Here is a 17,515-nt window from a genome sequence, read left to right as displayed (position 1 = left end):
GTGTTTTGCGAATGAAGGTACTTTCGTTGAATCGCCTGGTAAATAGAATCTCCGGCAAACCCAATTCACCGTTGCGCGCGGAGGAATAGTTGGACAGACTGCATCTCATCAATGTCTTTGTGGCGGTGGTCGATGCCAGCGGCTTCGCCGGTGCGGCGCGCAAGCTGGGCATCTCGCCGCCCGCCGTCACGCGGGCCATCAGCGAGCTGGAGGCGCATCTGGGTGCCCGGCTGCTGACGCGCACCACCCGGGTCGTGCGTGTCACCGAGGCTGGTGCCCGCTACGTGGAGGATTGCCGGCGCATCCTGGCCGAGCTGGCCGAGGCGGATGAATCGGTCAGCGGCCTGCACGGTGCGCCGCGCGGGCGCCTGACGGTCACCGCGCCGGTGCTGTTCGGCGCGCTGCATGTCACACCGGTCGTGACCGAGTTCCTGCAGCGCTACCCCGAGGTCACTGCGTCCTGCTGGTTCCTGGACCGGGTGGTGAACCTGACGGAAGAAGGGGTGGATGTGGCCGTGCGCATCGGCGAGTTGCCGGACTCGTCGCTGCAGGCGATTCGGGTGGGCAGCGTGCGCCGTGTCATCTGCGCGGCGCCGGCCTATCTGGCCCAGCACGGTGAACCGGCGCAGCCCGAGGACCTGCTGAGCCACGCCGTGATCTCGGCCAACGCGGTCACGCCGGCGCCGGAGTGGCGCTTCAAGGTCGATGGGGAGGCGCGCAACGTCAAGCTGGCGCCGCGGATGCTGACGACCACCAATGACTCGGCCATTGCGGCCGCTGTCGGTGGTTTCGGCCTGACGCGCCTGATGTCCTACCAGGTTGACAGCCGGGTGCGCAGCGGCGAGTTGCGGCTGGTGCTGGAACCGTTCGAGCTGGCCCCGCTGCCCGTGCATCTGGTGCACCGAGAAGGCCGCCACGCCTCTCACAAGGTGCGGGCCTTCATCGACCTGGCCATCGAGCGGCTGCGCGAGCGGCTGGCGCCGCCCGGCTGAGCCCGGCCCGGTCTCAGGCGGTCTTGCTGACGATCAGATTGCAGACCTGCTCGTGCAGGTCCTGCAAATCCTGCGGTGCCTGCGAGAAGTTCATCTTCTGGTCCATGCGGATGCGCGCCTCGGCCAGTGCGGACGGTGTCGGGCGGTCCCACTGTGGGCCCAGCAGGCCCTTCATGATGACGGTCGCATGGTGCTCGGCCTGATCGTCGCTGAGCGGCTTGCCCAGCAATGCGGCGCCGCGCTTGAGCGTCTCGCCATGGATGGTGACGAAGCAGCCCAGCATGGCGTCGCGCGCCTCGACCGGGGTGATGGTGGCGTCGGACCGGGCCTTGGTCAGCATGTGCTTGATGTGCATGGAATTTCCTAGGGTCGAGGCAGGACGAGTTCACCCAGCCGGACGGCCTCGCGCCCGCTGGGCATGAGCGTGAATGGCCCCGGCTAGCGGGCTGGGTGCGACAAGGCCCGAAGCCGGGCCAGCTCGAGGCGCGCCTGCTCGAGCTCGGCGCGCAGGGGCTGCACGGCCTGCTCGATCTCGGCCTCGGTGAAGCGGGGCGTGATGTGCTGCGGGCAGTTCCAGTCGAAGGCCTCGACGGTGATGACGAAGGCGCGCTCGACGTGGGCGCGGTACCGCGGCAGCCGGAGCCTGGCCAGCAAGGCCGGGTCGTCGGCCTCGCTCACCAGGCGCACCCGGCCCAGAATCTTCAGGCGCCGCTGGTTCGCATAGTCCATCAGCATGAGGGAGACGCGGTCGTTGCCCTCGAGATTGCCGACGCTGATGTACTGGAGGTTGCCTCGGAAGTCGGCGTAGCCCAAGGTCTTCGCGTCCAGCACCTTCAGAAAGCCGGCCGGACCGCCACGGAACTGCACATACGGCCAGCCGGTCTCGCTGACGGTGGCCTGGTAGAAGCCGTCGCGTTCTTCAATGAACTCGGCTTCCCGTTCGGTCAATGCATCACGTCGATCTTCGGCCAGGTCCAGGCGTGCGTAGGACGACCGGCTGCCCATGCGGGTCTGCATGGCACGCACGGCGGACGTGAAGGCGAGGTCTGAATAGGCGCGGCTCATGGTTCGGTCCGGTGTCGTTGACCACGCTGCAGTCACTGCAGCAGATGACCGGACTGTGGTTGAGCCGGCGCAAAAGCAGAATGCCCGCCCGACCGAATGGAATGTTTCGCGCAGCGGAATGGCGCCGCCGTGGCTCTGCGTGGGCGGCCGCGAGGCGGCGGAGCGAGCGGCCGAGCGACCTGCTGGATGCCGGTGCTCGCCCGGCCAGCGTACGCCGGGGCTTAGAAGGCGAATTGCGCCGACACGTAGCCGCCCGTCTGCCGCCGGGGCTGCACGGCCGGCGCGATGCGGCCCAGGTCCACCCAGGCCGCCGTGATGGATACCCGCTTGCTGGGCGCCCAGGCGATGAAGACGTCCTTCCAGTCGTCCTCGGCCAGCGCGCCGGCGCCCAGCACCGAGTCGCGCAGGTTGTCCGGCTTGGCGCGGAACTCCACGCCGATGGCGAGTTGGCTGGACAGCAGCTTGGCGATGGACAGCTCGGGCTGCAGCCGCATGCCGCGGCCCTGCGCGCCGCCAAAGCCCAGCAGGCCGTTCTGGTTGGCCTTGGTGGCGCGCAGCGTCAGGTTGACGAGCACGCCCTCGGCCAGCAGCAGCTTGGTGGCGCTGACGTACAGGTCCGTGCCCGACGCCTTGGCGCCCAGCGGGCCGAACAGCGTGGGGCCCAGCGCGCCGGCATGGCTGCGCTTGTGCTCGATGCCGATGGCGACCTGCGGCATCAGCGAGTCGCTGTCCAGCACCGCGTCGCCCGTCACGCGCAGCTTGGCGGCGACGATGTCCTGCTTCAGGTGCAGCCCGGGCAGCCCCAGCGGCGCGAGGTTGTCGCGCGTGTCGAAGTCCTGCCGGGCGACGCTGAACTCGACGCGGTCGTGCACCGACAGCGCCGCGCCCCAGGTCCACAGCCCGTAGTCGCCGGTGGCCACGCGGGTGGCGAACGCCGTGCCGCCCACCTCGCCGGCGGTGGCGTAGCTGCCGGTCAGCGCCCAGGGCGTCAGGCCGCCGCCGGCGGCACCGTCGATGCTGGAGACGCCGCCCGTCAGCAGCAGCTTGCCGCCGGGTTGCGCACAAGCGGGCACGGCGAGCAGGGCGGCGAGCAGCAGGGCAGGGTGGCGCATGGGCGTTTCTCGGCTGAAAGGCTGAAGCCGGCCACTCTACGCACGCCCCTGCCCGCCGGCGGCAAAACCCGCGGGGCTAGACTGCCGTACTTCGCCAAAACGCAGTACTTTTGCCCATGACCGCCATCTCCGAAGCCCAGCTTCAACCCCTGTTGCAAGCCGTCGTCGACCCCGGAACCGGCCGCACGCTGGGTGAGGCCCGGGCGATCAAGTCGGTCAAGGTCAGCGGCAGCGATGTCGCCATCGCCGTCGAACTGGGCTACCCCGCCGCCAGCCAGCACGCGGCGCTGGCCGAGGCGCTGACGGACGCCGTCAAGGCCCAGCCGGGCGCCGGCAACGTCAGCGTCACCATCACGACGAACATCGTCGCCCATGCCGTGCAGCGTGGCGTGCAGCTGCTGCCGGGCGTCAAGAACATCATCGCCGTGGCCTCCGGCAAAGGCGGCGTGGGCAAGAGCACCACGGCCGCCAACCTCGCGCTGGCGCTGCATGCCGAGGGCGCCCGCGTGGGCGTGCTGGATGCCGACGTCTACGGTCCCAGCCAGCCGCTGATGCTGGGCGCCAGCGGCCGCCCTGAGAGCCATGACGGCCAGACGATGGAGCCCCACGTGGCCCACGGCCTGCAGGTCAACTCCATCGGCTTCCTCGTCGACGACGACCAGGCCATGATCTGGCGCGGCCCCATGGCCACGCAGGCGCTGGAGCAGCTGCTGCGCCAGACCAACTGGAAGGACCTGGACTACCTCATCATCGACATGCCGCCCGGCACCGGCGACATCCAGCTCACCCTCTCGCAGCGCGTGCCTGTCACGGGTGCCGTCATCGTCACGACGCCGCAGGACATCGCGCTCATCGACGCCAAGAAGGGCCTGAAGATGTTCGAGAAGGTGGGCGTGCCCATCCTCGGCATCGTCGAGAACATGGCGGTGCACATCTGCAGCAACTGCGGCCACGCCGAGCACATCTTCGGCGCCGAGGGCGGCCAGAAGATGGCCGCGCAGTACGGCACCGAGCTGCTGGGCTCGCTGCCGCTGGCCATGAGCATCCGCGCGCAGGCCGACAGCGGCACGCCCACCGTCGCCGCCCAGCCCGACGGCGAGTTCGCCGCGCTCTACAAGGCGCTGGCCCGCAAGGTGTCGTCCAAGATTGCCGCGCAGAGCAAGGACTACTCGTCCAAGTTCCCCACCATCTCCATCTCCAAGAACAGCTGAGCCATGACCACACGCCGCCGCCTGATCCTCGCCAGCCTGGCCCTGGCCGCCACCACCGCGCATGCCCAGCAGGTGCTGCGAGTGACAGCCATTCCCGATGAATCGCCCACCGAGCTGGCGCGCAAGTTCGCGCCGCTGGGTGCCTACCTGGAGAGCAAGCTGGGCATGAAGGTCGAGTGGACGCCGGTGACCGACTACGCCGCGGCCGTCGAGACCGTCGTCAACAAGAAGATCGACCTGGCCTGGTTCGGCGGCTTCACGTTCGTGCAGGCCAATGTGCGCTCGGGCGGCAAGATCGTCCCGCTGGTGCAGCGCGAGGAGGACGAGAAGTTCCGCTCCGTCTTCATCACCGACAAGGCCAGCGGCATCGCCAGGCTGGAAGACCTGAAGGGCAAGACGCTGTCCTTCGGCTCGCAGAGCAGCACGTCGGGCCACCTGATGCCGCGCAGCTTCCTGCTGGCCGCCAAGGTCAACCCCGATGTGGACCTGAAGCGCGTGGCCTTCAGCGGCGCGCACGACGCGACCATCGCCGCCGTCGCCAGCGGCAAGGTGGACGCCGGTGCGCTGAACATCTCGGTGTGGGAGAAGTTCGTCGCCGAGAAGAAGGTTGACCCGGCGCAGGTGAAGGTGTTCTACACGACGCCTGCTTACTACGACTACAACTGGTCCGTTCACGCCGACATGCCGCAGGCGCTGCAGGACAAGATCAAGGCGGCCTTCCTGGCGCTGGACCCGTCCACGCCGCAGGGCAAGGAGATCCTCGGCCTGCAGCGTGCGACAAAGTTCATCGCCACCAAGCCCGAGAACTACACCGGCATCAAGGCCGCTGCCGAGAACGCCGGCCTGCTGAAGTGATCTCGCTGAGCGGCATCGACGCGGCCGCGCTGGGCGGCACGTCAGCGGTGCTGCGCGGCGTGAACCTGGACATCGCCGCCGGCGAGGCGGTCGCCGTCATCGGTGCGTCGGGTGCCGGCAAGACGACGCTGCTCAACCAGCTGGCGCTGATGCAGGCGCCGCTGGCCGGCCGCCTTGCGCTGGACGGCGCCGAGCCCTGGGCGCAGCCGCGCCGCGAGCGCCAGCGGCTGCGGGCGGGCATCGCGCTCGCGCCGCAGCAGCCCCCGCTGCCGCCGCGCCAGCGCGTGGCCGTGGCGGTGCTGGCGGCGCGGCTGCCGCAGATGTCGCTCGTGCGCAGCCTGCGCACGCTGTGGAGCCCGCCCGACGCGCCGCTGGCGCTGGCCGCGCTGACGCCGCTGGGCCTGGCCGACAAGCTGTGGCTGCGCGTGGACCGCCTGTCAGGCGGCGAGCGCCAGCGCGTGGGCCTGGCGCGGCTGCTGGTGGCCGATGCGCGCCTGTGGCTGGCCGACGAGCCGCTGGCCGCGCTGGACCCGACCCGCGCCGGCACCGTGCTGGCCGTGCTGCGCCAGCAGGCCGCCGAGCGCGGCGCGGCGCTGGTGTGCAGCCTGCACCAGGTGGACCTGGCGCTGAAGCACTTCCCCCGCGTCGTGGCGCTGCGCGCCGGGCGCGTCGTGTTCGACGGCCCGCCCGGCGCCATCGACGAGGATTTGCTGGAGGAGCTGTACCGCAGCCAGGACGAGGCACCGCCCGAGCTGGCGCCGCTGGTGCAGCCCATCCCGTTGCCGCAGGCCATGTGCCGATGACGCGCGACCCCGCGCTGGCCCGGCGCTGGGCGCTGCTGCTGGGCATGCTGGTGCTGGCCTGGCCGCTGCTCGTGCTGGCCGAGTTCAAGCCCTGGACGCTGCTTGACGAGCGCAGCCTGCGCGCGACCGGCCGCTTCATCGCGCAGTTCTTCCCGCCGCGCAGCGACGCCGAGTTCCTGGCGCTGCTGGCGCGCGAGACCTGGCGCACCGTCGCCATCGCCACCGCGGGCATGACGCTGGCGCTCGCCCTCGCGGTGCCGCTGTCGCTGCTGGCCACCACGCGGCTGTCGGCCAGCACGCTGGAGGGGCGCCCCGGCCCGGCGCGCTGGCTGCGCGGCGCGGTGCGCGCGCTGCTGGTGGCGTTGCGCTCCATCCCGGAGCTGGTGTGGGCCCTCGTCTTCGTGCGCGTTGTCGGGCTGGGGCCCACGGCGGGCGTGCTGGCCATCGCCATCGCCTACGGCGGCATGCTGGGCAAGGTCTACGCCGAGATTCTGGAAAGCGCCGACCCCGCGCCCACGCAGGCGCTGCTGCGCGGCGGCGCCGGCCGGCTGCAGGCGCTGCTGTTCGGCGCGCTGCCCAACTGCACGCCGGAGCTGCTGAGCTACACCGTCTACCGCTGGGAGTGCGCGGTGCGATCGTCCGTCGTGCTGGGCTTCGTCGGCGCGGGCGGGCTGGGGCAGCTGTTGGACAGCGCCTCCAAGATGTTCGCGGGCGCGGAAGTGAGCGCCATCCTGCTGGTCTTCATCGCGCTGGTGATGGCCAGCGATGCGTTCAGCCGCTGGCTGCGGGGGCGACTGGCATGAGGCAGCCCCCACGCTCACTTCGTTCGCTGCCCCCCGAGGGGGCGTCGGCGCCTCCGGGCGGCCGAGCGGCGCCGAGGCCGTCCACCGCCGCCGTACTGCTGGCGCTGGCTGCGCTGGTGGTCGCCAGCTTCTGGTCGCTGGACCTGCAGTGGGCGGCCTTCCTCGGTGTCGACGCGCTGGCCAGCATGGGCCGCTTCGCGCTGGGCTTTTTCCCGCCCGAGGCGGCGCCGGCCTTCCTCGCCAAGACGGGCTGGGCGTTGCTGGAGACGCTGGCGATGTCGGCCGTCGGCACCGCGCTGGCCGTCGTGGGCGGGCTGGCGCTGGCGCTGCCGGCCGCGGGCTCGGGCCTCGCGCGCGGCGCGGCGCGGCTGGTGCTGAACGTGCTGCGCAGCGTGCCCGAGCTGGTGTGGGCCGTGCTGCTGCTCATCCTGGCCGGCCTGGGACCGCTGCCGGGCACGCTGGCGCTGGCGCTGCACACCAGCGGCGTGCTGGGGCGGCTGTTTGCCGAGAGCTTCGAGAACGCGCCGCCCGACGTGGCGCTCGCGCTGCGCCAGCGGGGCGTGGGGGCGGTGCGGGTGTGGCTGTTCGCCACGCTGCCGCAGACGCTGCCGCAGCTGGCCAGTTACACGCTGTACCGCTGGGAGAACAACATCCGCGCCGCCAGCGTGCTGGGCGTTGTCGGCGCCGGCGGGTTGGGGCAGATGCTGAGCTACCACCTGGGCCTGTTCCAGATGCGCGAGAGCTGCACCGTGCTGCTCGCGATGGTGGTGCTGGTGGCGGCGGTGGACGCGCTGTCCTGGCGCCTGAGACAACACCTGACCCGATGACGATGACCTCTCTGGACGCGTTGCTGACCCGCTATTCGGTCGGCCCCAAGCACCTCGTCGAGCCCGGGCCGGGCGATGCCGAGCTCACGCTGATGGCGCAGGCTGCGCTGCGCGCGCCCGACCACGCCGAACTGGTGCCTTACAGATTCAAAGTGGTGCGTGGTGATTCAAAACAGGGCATGGCAGCACTGTTTGCCGACGCCGCGCGTGCTTCGGCCAAGGGCGAGGAGGGCGCCGCGCTGGACGCCGAGCGCGCGCTGCGCCCGCCGGTCACTGTGGCGGTGGTCGCCCGCATCGACCTGGGCCACCCGCTGGTGCCCGCGCATGAGCAGTGGGCGGCGGTGGGCGGCGCGGTCGCGAACTTTCTGTCTGCGGCCCATGCGCTGGGCTTCGGCGGCAAGATGCTCAGCGGCGCCAAGGTGCGCAACCCGGCCATCGCGGCCGCATTCTGCGAGCCCGGCGAGACGCTGGTGGGCTGGATCGCGCTGGGCACGCCGGCGCGCCAAGCCGCCGGCCAGGCCCGCAAGCCTGACCCCGGGCAGGTGCTGATCGACTGGCACCCGCCTTGCAAGTGATAGTGGACTTATGGAACTCACCCCCCGAGCTCGGCCGGCATTTGCGGCCGCACGTGCTGACTGAAAGAAATCGAGCAAAGCGAGATGGAACTAACTCCACGTGAAAAGGACAAGCTGCTGCTGTTCACGGCCGCACTGCTTGCCGAGCGCCGCAAGGCCCGTGGCCTCAAGCTCAACTACCCCGAGGCCGTGGCGCTGATCAGCGCCGCCATCCTCGAAGGTGCGCGCGACGGCAAGACCGTTGCCGAGCTGATGAGCGACGGGCGCACCGTGCTGACGCGCGAGGACGTCATGGACGGCATCGCCGAGATGATTCCCGAGATCCAGGTCGAAGCGACCTTCCCGGACGGCACCAAGCTCGTCACCGTCCACCAACCCATTGCCTGAAGCCCCACCATGCGCGCACTCGCACTGCTCCTGATCGCCGCCCCCGCGCTGGCCCACGACGGCCACGGCGCGCCGTCCGCTCACCTGCACGGTTGGGACGGCACAGGCCTGATGGCCCTCGCCGCCGCGGCCGGCGTGGCCGTGTGGTGGCTCGTCAAGGGCCGCAAGTGATGATCCCCGGCGAGCTGATCACCGCCGAGGGCGAGCACGAACTGAACCCCGGCCGCCGCACGCTGACCCTGAAGGTCGCCAACACCGGCACGCGGCCCATCCAGGTCGGCTCGCACTACCACTTCGCCGAGACCAACGCGGCGCTCGGCTTCGACCGCGACGCCGCGCGCGGCATGCGCCTCAATATCTGCAGCGGCACGGCCGTGCGCTTCGAGCCGGGGCAGACCCGCACTGTTGAGCTTGTCGATCTCGGCGGCGATCGCGCCGTCTGGGGCTTCCGCGGTTTGGTTCAAGGCAAGCTATGAAGATCTCCCGCCGCGCCTACGCGGAAATGCTCGGCCCCACCGTCGGCGACAAGCTGCGCCTAGCCGACACCGCCCTCGTCATCGAGATCGAAAAAGACTTCACGCTGGCCGCCGGCGGCTACGGTGAGGAAGTGAAGTTCGGCGGCGGCAAGACCGTGCGCGACGGCATGGGCCAGTCCCAGCGCGTCAACGGCCCCGGCCCCGGTGACGCGGTGGACACCGTCATCACCAACGCCGTCATCGTCGACCACTGGGGCATCGTCAAGGCCGACATCGGCCTGCGCGGCTGCCGCATCGCCGCCATCGGCAAGGCCGGCAACCCCGACGTGCAGCCCGGTGTCGACATCGTCATCGGCCCCGGCACCGAGATCATCGCGGGCGAAGGCTTCATCGTGACGCCCGGCGCCATCGACACCCACATCCACTTCATCTGCCCGCAGCAGATCGAAGAGGCGCTGATGAGCGGCGTGACGACGATGATCGGCGGCGGCACCGGCCCCGCCACCGGCACGCTTGCCACCACCTGCACGCCCGGGCCGCACCACATCGCCACGATGCTGAAGGCCGCCGAGGCCTTCCCGATGAACCTGGGCTTCATGGGCAAGGGCAATGCGAGCCGGCCCGCGGCGCTGATTCAGCAGATCGATGCCGGCGCCATCGGCTTGAAGCTGCACGAGGACTGGGGCACCACGCCCGCGGCCATCAGCAACTGCCTGGACGTGGCCGAGCTGACCGACACGCAGGTCGCCATCCACACCGACACGCTGAACGAGAGCGGCTTCGTCGAGGACACGATCGCCGCCTTCAAGGGCCGCACCATCCACAGCTTCCACACCGAAGGCGCGGGCGGCGGCCATGCGCCGGACATCATGAAGGTGGTGGGCGAAGCCAACGTGCTGCCCAGCTCCACCAACCCGACGCGCCCGTTCACCGTCAACACGCTGGACGAGCACCTCGACATGCTGATGGTGTGCCACCACCTGGACGCCGGCATCGCCGAGGACCTGGCCTTCGCCGAGAGCCGCATCCGCCGCGAGACCATCGCCGCCGAGGACATCCTGCACGACCTCGGTGCCATCAGCATGTTCAGCTCCGACTCGCAGGCCATGGGCCGCGTGGGCGAGGTGTCGCTGCGCTGCTGGCAGACCGCGCACAAAATGAAGGTGCAGCGCGGCTCTCTGCCCGGCGACGGCGCCGGCAACGACAACGCGCGCGTGAAGCGGTATCTGGCCAAGCTGGCCATCAACCCCGCGCTGGCGCACGGCATCAGCCACGAGGTCGGGTCCATCGAGGTGGGCAAGTGGGCCGACCTGGTGCTGTGGAAGCCCGCCTTCTTCGGCGTGAAGCCCGCGCTGATCCTGAAGGGCGGCTTCATCGCCGCCGCGGCGATGGGCGATCCGAATGCCAGCATCCCCACGCCGCAGCCGGTGCATTACCGGCCCATGTTCGGCTCGTTCGGTGGCGCGCTGTCGCAGGGCTCGCTGACGTTCGTCAGCCAGTCCGGCCAGGCGCATGCCGAGAAGCTGGGCCTGGCCAAGACGCTGGTGCCGGTGAGGGGCTGCCGCTCGGTCAAGAAGACCGACATGGTGCTGAACAACTACCTGCCGACCATGGAGATCGACGCGCAGACCTACGAGGTGCGGGCAGACGGCGTGCTGCTGACCTGCGAGCCGGCGAAGGAACTGCCGATGGCGCAGCGGTATTTCCTGTTCTGAACCCCAGCAACCCAGGGAGCTTGACGATGAAGAGCAAGAAGATGCAATCGACCGCACTGGCCATCGGCGCCTGGCTGCTGGCGGGCTCGGTGCATGCCGCGTCGCCGCTGCCTCTGCAGGGCCGTGACATCCATGGTGCGCCGATGGCGGCCGATGACCCCAGTGCTGTCTTCGAGTACGACCCGAACCTGAACCTCACCTGGCTGAGGAACTGGAACTACGCGGCGGGTTCGAACACCGCCTGGGATGCCGGCATGATGACCTGGACGGAGGCCAAGAGCTGGGCTTCGAACCTGACGGTGGGGGGCTTTGGCGGCTGGTCCTTGCCGACCACTTTGGTGCCGGACGCCACCTGCTCTCAGAACTCATGGAACCCCGGCGTGGGCTATGGGTGCACGGGCAGCCCGATGGGCTACCTCTGGCACGCGGAACTCGGCAACCACTACGACCCTTCGGACCCCACCCACCCGGTAAGCGCCGGGCTGTTCCAGAACATGCAGATGAGCTGGTACTGGAGCGCTACGGAGTTCAGGGCCTTGGGGGAGGGGTGGGCTTTCAGTACGGTGATCGGGTTTCAGAACATTGGCGCGACTGCACCCGGTGGTGGCACCCGGCAGTTCGCCGTGGCCGTGCGTGCCGGCGATGTGCTAACCCCCGTGCCCGAACCCATGACGTGGGCCATGCTGTTGACGGGGCTGGGCGTGCTGACCTTGGGCCGGACTCGGCGGGCTAACGGAGCGCTGTGACGCTGCGCGGTCGTGGCCTGGTGCTCGGCCGGTGGCGGGGCACGGGGCAGGCGGCCGCACGGCCAGCGAGACCGCCAGGCGGCCAAGTGCTGGCCGCCTGACGACGCGCCGACCGTTGGCGCCGGGTTGGCATGCCGCGGGTTCATGCCAACCGACCGGTCTGCCGGTGTCAGGCCTTGTTCGCCCGTCCGGCGGCTGCACGTTTGCGCAGCAGGAAGAGCAGCGGCAGCCCACCCATCAGCAAGGCCCAGTTGCCCGGCTCGGGCACGGCGCTGATGGTCAGGCTGGCCGCGGGGCCCGGCAGCCAGTTCCAGGCTGCCGGGGCGTCCGCGTCGCCGCGGATGCCCAGGTGGGTGGTGATCAGGCCACCTTCCGGGTCGCGCGCGTTGCCGGCCCCGAGTGCACCGAGGAACCCGCTGGCCTCATTGTTCTTCTCGGAGCCCGCGTCGTAGCCGTACAGGTTGATCGTGACGGTGCCCTTGATGGCGGACAGATCCAGGCCGCTGACGCCGACGAAGCCATCGTTTGTCCAGCCCAGCATGCTGGCAAACGACAGCAGGCGATGCGAGGCGTCGGCCTGCACCCGCACCGTCACGGAGTCCTGCTGAGGCAGGGGCGCGGACAGCGGCGCCGCGACGCTGAGCACGGTGGTGCCGACCAGCGCATTGGCTTCACCGAGCAGGAAGCTGCGATCGCCACCTTCGGCGATGCGCCAGATCGTCTCCGGCGCGGCCTGGCCGACGGTGTAGGCCGTGTAGCCCGCGCTGTGTGTGATGAACACCGGCGGGGACAGTCGCTGGCCGGTCTGGGCCGTTGCTGCACCGGTGTTCGCGGCGTTGCTGGTGAGGTTCTTGAACGTGATGTCGTAGGCCGGTGCCTGTGCGGCGGCCAGTTGGGGCAGCGAGACGGCGGCCGCGAGGGCAGCCCCGAGGGCGAGTCGCCGAAGCGGCGCCTTGGCGGCTCGGTGGGGGGCGCGGGCAGCGTGACGGGTGGTGTTCATTCGAGAGATCTCCATGGAGTTGGCTTGCAGGGAAACACCCCGCGTGCTGCAGTCGCCGCCGCGCCGCTGCCATTACTCGTTGGTGCCGCATGTCGCTCGAAAAGGGGAGCCGCTGTAAGGACGCGGGTCGAACGTCGACTGACGCGCCCGACCGGGCTTGCGCTTCGCGGCCGGCCGAGCCTGCGCCGGTCAGATCCGCATGCTCCGGCCGCCAACCCGCGACTCATCGTGCGGCGCGTCGGCGGCTACAGCCAGACCGGGCCGTGCCGGGACCGGCCGGGCTGCGCCACCTGACGGCCGAGCCCGGCCGCGTGCGGGTGCGCAGACTCGGGGTCAAGTCTCGAACTCAACCCCCCATCCCTACCTGGGCAGCGCGTCGGCCGCTGCCCAACCACCCTGTGCGGCGCTAATCGACCTTCCTGCTTGGAACGACAAGCCCGAAGTTGCGCCCGTCTTCCACGACGACGTTCAGGTTGACGACTTCAGGGATCTTCACCCCCAGGAACGCTTCCAGCGTCTGACGGGGCCGCATGGCGAGGTCGCGCGCGAAGACTGAATCGTTGTGGGCCTTGTCGATGACGCGCTGCTGGATGGCCTCGCGGCCCTCGCGCTCGATCAGTTTTCCGAGCGTGTTGCCTTCCTTCATTGCCCGTAGATAACCCACCGACAGCTTCGCATCCGCGATGGGAATGCCACCGCCGCCCGACGACACGTAGTAGGTCGTCTGGTTGATGCCCAGGTTGTTGAAGACGTCGTTGCGGTAGAAAAGCCCCTGGGCGTTGATGACCTGCCCGCCGATGCTGTCGATGAAGAGGTAGGCGCAGGCAGCCTTGCTCATGGAGCCATCGCTGAAAACGCCGGCTCCGGTGCCGATGTTGTATTCCTCGATATCCCAGCCGCTGGTATCGCCGCAGCCGGAGCTCTTGTGCCAGCTCCAGGTGAGGTTGTAGGCCGGATTCACGGCGATGAAACCCTGGGACCACGATACCGGCGGGGAATTCTCGTGGCCCTGCATGATGAAGGGCTGGCCTTCCCAATGGGTGATGACGTAGTTCTTGCGCATCACCGTCTGCCAGATCTGCTGGTCGAGCGCGAAGATGCCCGCCGTCGCGAGCGCGCTGAAACCCGTGTCCTGCTCGGTCGGCACGGTCATGTTTGCCAGATCCGAAAGGGTTCCGGTCTTGCCGTTGTAGCTGAACGAGGTATTCCAGTTGTCCGCGACGTCGTTGTAGTAAACCGCCATCTGCGCGTCGAACGCCTGGAATGTCGCGCTGATGCGGTTGACCATGTCTGAGAAGGTGGTGTTCAGGCTGGGCGGTGTATTGGCGCTGGAGGCCCAGTAAGACACCATCCCTGACCCGAACGAGGCGAGAAAGTTGCCGACGGGCCCGAACTCCGAACCGACGGCCCAGAAAACCCCCTCCAGGATATTCAGGCCGATGTTCAATCCCAGATCGCTGTTGTCCTGCTCCGAAAGCAGCAGGTAGGCATTGAGGATTTTCCCCTGCCCGTAGGTGTAGACGTAGTCGTTGAGCGCCTGGAGGTTCTTGATGTTCTGCTGAACCTGGGCGATCTGTTCCGGTGTTGGCGAGGTCGACATGGTTGATTCCTTTTCGCTTGATTGATGATCGTCACTGCATGTGCGAATTCATCCGATGGCTGCCATGACAGGACGGAATACCGCGGTGATCAGGGACCCACGGCTCGATGAAACCTGCATGCGTTCTCCCTGATTTCGTGATCTTGATCCGGATGGGCGGTTTGACGGTTTTGGCGCCGTTGAGCGAGGGTTTCAGTGGCGGTGAGATGTTTGACGCCCCATATGACGCCGCCGGAATGAATTGCGGTGCCTTTGGAATGGTTGCCGCGCGCCAAGATTGGGTGATTTGGAAGAAATGTTCTGACTTGCAGATTTATTATGCAGTTTGGCCATTCTTCGTCGTGGTGTTGTGGCGGATCTTGTTGAAAATATTTGCGGTACCCAGCAGAATTTGAATGGTTTTGCGCAAGTCTGGTAGATCATGCCGGCCGGCGAACATCCCTATCTTTGGATGTCGGAATCTCATGGGTAATTCCGTTCTGGGGTCGCACGGAATGTGAATCAAATCGGTTTTTCAGGGCGTTCAGCGAGGACCGTGGCGGGGCTGTTTCAGGTCTGTGCTGGAGGGGGTATCAAATCTGACGGCACAGGCCTGGGTTGCCCTGTCCAGGGCTCTCGTTGACAAGCCCACGGTGGCAGAGCGGCATGCGGCCCCGGTCTTCGGGCGGGCGGGGCGGCTCAGTGGTTTCCCGGCGTCACTTCGGTCAGCCCCGCGGAGCTTGGCGACACTGGCGCTCCTTACCCCTCCACCGCGTTGTGATGAACCGTTCACTCTCTCCCCGCGCCCTGATCGTTGGCCTCACCCTGGCCCTCGGCGGCGCCGCGGCGGTGCATGCCGATCCGCTGCCCACCACCTGGAACCTCGCCCCGCTGTATGGCTCGCTGGCCGACTGGGAATCCGCCCGCAAGGCTCTTCTCGCCGACCTGCCCAAGCTGGTGGCCCTGAAGGGCACGCTGGGCAAGAGCGCCCAGAGCCTGCGCGCCGGGCTGGACGCGCTGAGCGCCGCCAACCTGCGCTTCGAGCGGCTGCGCGTGTACGCCAGCATGACGCAGAGCACCGACAACCGCGACGCCGCCAACCAGCAGCGCAGCAACCTGGCCGGCCAGCTGGACGGCGAGTACCACAGCGCCATCGCGTGGGTGGAGCCCGAGATCCAGGCGCTGGGCGAGGCCCGCGTGGCCGCTTTCCTGAAAGCCGAGCCGGGCCTGAGGAAGCATGCCGAGCACCTGCGCAACAGCCTGCGCCAGGCCCGACATACGCTGAGCGCCGAGACCGAAGGTGCGCTGGCCGCGCTGGGCCCGGTGCGCAGCGCGACGGGCGATGTGCGCACGCTGCTGTTCAACGCCGACACGCGATGGCCCGAACTGACGGTGGACGGCAAGGCCGAGCGGCTGGATGGCACCAAGTACGGCCTGCTGCGCCAGCACGCTGACCGCGCGGTGCGCAAGCAGGTCTTCGACGCGTTCTTCGGCGCTATCGGCCAGTACGAGAACACCTACGGCGTGACGCTGGGCAACGTGGTGCAGGACGACACGACGATGGCCAAGCTGCGCCGCTACCCCAGCGCGGTGGCGATGAGCCTGGGCGCCGAGGAGATCCCCGAGGCCGTCTACCGCACGCTGGTGGCCGAGGTGCGCCGCGGCCTGCCCACGCTGCACCGCTACTTCAAGCTTCGCCAGAAGATGCTGGGCCTGCCGGACCTGCACTACTACGACATCTACCCCGCGCTGGTCACGCAAACCAAGACCTACAGCCTGGAGGACGCCGCCGCGCTGACGCTGGCCGCGACGCAGCCGCTGGGCGCTGACTACCAGGCGCTGCTGAAGCAGACGCTGCAGGCCAACACCATGCATGCGCTGCCCGCGCCGGGCAAGAGCGGCGGGGCCTACCAGGACGGCGTCTATGGCGCGCCGCCGTTCGTGTTCCTGAACCACCAGGGGGACTTCGAGTCGGTCAGCACCTTCGCGCACGAGTGGGGTCACGGCATGCACACGGCCATGGCCAACCGTGCACAGCCGTATGAGACGGCGGGCTACTCGCTGTTCGTCGCCGAGATCGCCTCCACCGCCAATGAGGTGCTGCTGAGCCAGTACATGCTGGGCCAGGCCACCAGCAAGCAGGACAAGCTGTTCCAGCTCGGCTATGCGCTGGAGCGGCTGCGCGGCACGTTCTTCCGCCAGGCCATGTTCGGCGAGTTCGAGCTGAACACGCACGACGCCGCCGCCAAGGGCGAGGCGCTGAACGGCAAGCGCATGACGGAGATCTACTGCCAGCTGCTGAAGGACTATCACGGCGACGCGGCCGGCGTGATGAAGATCGACCCGCAGTACTGCCAGGAGTGGGCGTTCATCCCGCACTTCTACCGGCCGTTCTACGTGTACCAGTACGCCACGTCGGTGACGGCGGCACTGCACTTCGCCGACGACATCCTGGCCGCCAAGCCCGGGGCGCGCGACAACTACCTCAAGCTGCTGGCGGGCGGGGGCTCGGTGGCGCCGTACCAGGCGCTGAAGAACGCGGGCCTGGACATGGCCAGCCCCGCGCCGTACCGCGCGCTGGTGCAGCGCATGGACCGCCTCATGGACGACATGGAGGCGCTGCTGGCGGTGCCCTGACGGCGCTGGTGCGACGCTCGCCGAGGGGCGGGCACCGCCATGCGCACAATGCCGGCATGCCCGCCCGCCACCTCCGCTACCTCGCGCTGACGCGCCGGCACCCGTCGGCCATCCTGCTGCTGGCGCAACTCGTCGGCCTGCTGCTGTATCCGCTGCTGGAAGACACCCACGACGGCCGCCTGTTGCTGAGCGCGTTCGGTGTGGCGGTGCTGGTCGTGACGACCCGCATGGTGCGGCGCACGCCGGGGCTGGTGTGGGTCAGCGCCTGCCTGGCGCTGCCGGCCATCGTGTTGCTGGCGCTGCAGGCCGCGTTCGACCTGCCGCAGCTGCTGCCGTGGTCGGCCGGGCTGGAGGCGCTGTTCTACTTCTATGCCGCCGCCAGCCTCGTGGCCTACATGATGGCGGACGCCCGCGCCACCACCGACGAGCTGTTCGCCGCCGGCGCCACGTTCACGCTGCTGGCCTGGGCGTTCACCTATGTGTTCGTCGTGCTGCAGGTGCTGGCGCCGGGCAGCTTCGCCGCGGCCGTGAACCCCGAGCAGCCGCGCAGCTGGACGGAGCTGATGTTCCTGAGCTTCGCGCTGCTGTCCAGCACCGGCATCGGCGACGTGATCCCGGTGCGGCCGCTGGCGCGTGGCGTGGCCAGCCTGGAGATGTCCGTCGGCGTGATGTACCTGGCGGTGGTGGTGTCGCGGTTGGTGGGGCTGACGCTGCTGCGACGCTGAGCCGCGG

At 68.9% G+C, this 17,515-nt stretch carries 20 protein-coding genes; 15 read left to right on the top strand and 5 right to left on the bottom strand.

Annotation, left to right across the window (positions count from 1 at the left end; genetic code table 11):
* Positions 1 to 89: 89 nt before the first annotated feature.
* Complete coding sequence (locus tag AC1Q7O_RS07810; protein ID WP_492662541.1) at positions 90 to 992, top strand: LysR family transcriptional regulator; 903 nt, start codon at positions 90 to 92, stop codon at positions 990 to 992.
* 13 nt (positions 993 to 1,005) lie between these two features.
* On the opposite strand, the gene AC1Q7O_RS07805 is transcribed toward AC1Q7O_RS07810, so the two are convergent.
* From AC1Q7O_RS07805 to AC1Q7O_RS07795, 3 genes are all read right to left on the bottom strand, one after another.
* Complete coding sequence (locus tag AC1Q7O_RS07805; RefSeq protein ID WP_492662542.1) at positions 1,006 to 1,347, bottom strand: hypothetical protein; 342 nt, start codon at positions 1,345 to 1,347, stop codon at positions 1,006 to 1,008.
* Between the two features lie 83 nt (positions 1,348 to 1,430).
* Positions 1,431 to 2,057 carry a pyridoxamine 5'-phosphate oxidase family protein gene (locus AC1Q7O_RS07800; RefSeq protein ID WP_492662543.1) on the bottom strand — a complete coding sequence of 209 codons (627 nt, stop codon included), beginning with the start codon at positions 2,055 to 2,057 and terminating at the stop codon, positions 1,431 to 1,433.
* 221 nt (positions 2,058 to 2,278) lie between these two features.
* Complete coding sequence (locus AC1Q7O_RS07795) at positions 2,279 to 3,169, bottom strand: DUF3034 family protein (protein ID WP_492662544.1); 891 nt, start codon at positions 3,167 to 3,169, stop codon at positions 2,279 to 2,281.
* 116 nt (positions 3,170 to 3,285) lie between these two features.
* On the opposite strand from AC1Q7O_RS07795, the gene apbC reads away from it, so the two are divergent.
* The 11 genes from apbC to AC1Q7O_RS07740 all read left to right on the top strand — a co-directional run bounded on the left by apbC (position 3,286) and on the right by AC1Q7O_RS07740 (position 11,567).
* Complete coding sequence (apbC, locus tag AC1Q7O_RS07790; protein ID WP_492662545.1) at positions 3,286 to 4,380, top strand: iron-sulfur cluster carrier protein ApbC; 1,095 nt, start codon at positions 3,286 to 3,288, stop codon at positions 4,378 to 4,380.
* Positions 4,381 to 4,383: 3 nt separating this feature from the next.
* Positions 4,384 to 5,235: a putative selenate ABC transporter substrate-binding protein gene (locus tag AC1Q7O_RS07785; protein WP_492662546.1), complete on the top strand. Its 852-nt coding sequence runs from the start codon at positions 4,384 to 4,386 to the stop codon at positions 5,233 to 5,235.
* Positions 5,232 to 6,038, top strand: coding sequence for a phosphonate ABC transporter ATP-binding protein (locus AC1Q7O_RS07780; RefSeq protein WP_492662682.1), 807 nt, complete (start codon positions 5,232 to 5,234; stop codon positions 6,036 to 6,038). The genes AC1Q7O_RS07785 and AC1Q7O_RS07780 overlap by 4 nt, the downstream gene beginning before the upstream one ends.
* Complete coding sequence (gene phnE / locus AC1Q7O_RS07775) at positions 6,035 to 6,841, top strand: phosphonate ABC transporter, permease protein PhnE (protein WP_492659694.1); 807 nt, start codon at positions 6,035 to 6,037, stop codon at positions 6,839 to 6,841. Before AC1Q7O_RS07780 ends, phnE (AC1Q7O_RS07775) begins: the two co-directional genes overlap by 4 nt.
* Complete coding sequence (phnE, locus tag AC1Q7O_RS07770; RefSeq protein WP_492659695.1) at positions 6,838 to 7,668, top strand: phosphonate ABC transporter, permease protein PhnE; 831 nt, start codon at positions 6,838 to 6,840, stop codon at positions 7,666 to 7,668. The genes phnE (AC1Q7O_RS07775) and phnE (AC1Q7O_RS07770) overlap by 4 nt, the downstream gene beginning before the upstream one ends.
* Positions 7,665 to 8,243 (top strand): nitroreductase family protein, encoded by a 579-nt coding sequence (locus AC1Q7O_RS07765; RefSeq protein WP_492659696.1) that lies wholly within the window; start codon positions 7,665 to 7,667, stop codon positions 8,241 to 8,243. Before phnE (AC1Q7O_RS07770) ends, AC1Q7O_RS07765 begins: the two co-directional genes overlap by 4 nt.
* Positions 8,244 to 8,327: 84 nt before the next feature.
* Complete coding sequence (gene ureA / locus AC1Q7O_RS07760; protein ID WP_492659697.1) at positions 8,328 to 8,630, top strand: urease subunit gamma; 303 nt, start codon at positions 8,328 to 8,330, stop codon at positions 8,628 to 8,630.
* A 9-nt stretch (positions 8,631 to 8,639) separates the two neighbouring features.
* A complete protein-coding gene (locus AC1Q7O_RS07755; RefSeq protein WP_492659698.1) occupies positions 8,640 to 8,801 on the top strand; it encodes a hypothetical protein in 162 nt (53 codons plus the stop codon).
* On the top strand, positions 8,801 to 9,106 hold the full coding sequence (locus AC1Q7O_RS07750) for an urease subunit beta (RefSeq protein ID WP_119042484.1): 306 nt from the start codon (positions 8,801 to 8,803) through the stop codon (positions 9,104 to 9,106). Before AC1Q7O_RS07755 ends, AC1Q7O_RS07750 begins: the two co-directional genes overlap by 1 nt.
* Positions 9,103 to 10,821: an urease subunit alpha gene (gene ureC / locus AC1Q7O_RS07745; RefSeq protein WP_492659699.1), complete on the top strand. Its 1,719-nt coding sequence runs from the start codon at positions 9,103 to 9,105 to the stop codon at positions 10,819 to 10,821. The genes AC1Q7O_RS07750 and ureC overlap by 4 nt, the downstream gene beginning before the upstream one ends.
* A 26-nt stretch (positions 10,822 to 10,847) precedes the next feature.
* Complete coding sequence (locus AC1Q7O_RS07740) at positions 10,848 to 11,567, top strand: PEP-CTERM sorting domain-containing protein (RefSeq protein WP_492659700.1); 720 nt, start codon at positions 10,848 to 10,850, stop codon at positions 11,565 to 11,567.
* 169 nt (positions 11,568 to 11,736) lie between these two features.
* Here the strand turns inward: AC1Q7O_RS07740 and AC1Q7O_RS07735 are convergent, their stop codons facing one another.
* The gene (locus tag AC1Q7O_RS07735) at positions 11,737 to 12,567 is read right to left on the bottom strand and encodes a spondin domain-containing protein (protein ID WP_492659701.1); all 831 of its coding nucleotides are present in this window, start codon (positions 12,565 to 12,567) and stop codon (positions 11,737 to 11,739) included.
* A gap of 406 nt (positions 12,568 to 12,973) precedes the next feature.
* Positions 12,974 to 14,167 carry a hypothetical protein gene (locus tag AC1Q7O_RS07730; RefSeq protein WP_492659702.1) on the bottom strand — a complete coding sequence of 398 codons (1,194 nt, stop codon included), beginning with the start codon at positions 14,165 to 14,167 and terminating at the stop codon, positions 12,974 to 12,976.
* A 107-nt stretch (positions 14,168 to 14,274) separates the two neighbouring features.
* Here AC1Q7O_RS07730 and AC1Q7O_RS07725 point away from each other — a divergent pair, with 107 nt between their 5' ends.
* The 3 genes from AC1Q7O_RS07725 (at position 14,275) to AC1Q7O_RS07715 (ending at position 17,508) form a co-directional block, all read left to right on the top strand.
* Positions 14,275 to 14,562, top strand: coding sequence for a hypothetical protein (locus AC1Q7O_RS07725; RefSeq protein WP_492659703.1), 288 nt, complete (start codon positions 14,275 to 14,277; stop codon positions 14,560 to 14,562).
* A 364-nt stretch (positions 14,563 to 14,926) separates the two neighbouring features.
* Positions 14,927 to 16,783 carry a M3 family oligoendopeptidase gene (locus tag AC1Q7O_RS07720; RefSeq protein ID WP_492659704.1) on the top strand — a complete coding sequence of 619 codons (1,857 nt, stop codon included), beginning with the start codon at positions 14,927 to 14,929 and terminating at the stop codon, positions 16,781 to 16,783.
* A 56-nt stretch (positions 16,784 to 16,839) separates the two neighbouring features.
* Positions 16,840 to 17,508 (top strand): ion channel, encoded by a 669-nt coding sequence (locus AC1Q7O_RS07715; protein WP_492659705.1) that lies wholly within the window; start codon positions 16,840 to 16,842, stop codon positions 17,506 to 17,508.
* The last annotated feature ends 7 nt before the right edge of the window (positions 17,509 to 17,515 follow it).

The sequence above is a fragment of the Roseateles sp. GW823-FHT07B05 genome (assembly GCF_058794515.1).
Note: the sequence above shows the minus strand (reverse complement) of the source record. Positions and strands in the feature narration are given on the sequence as shown.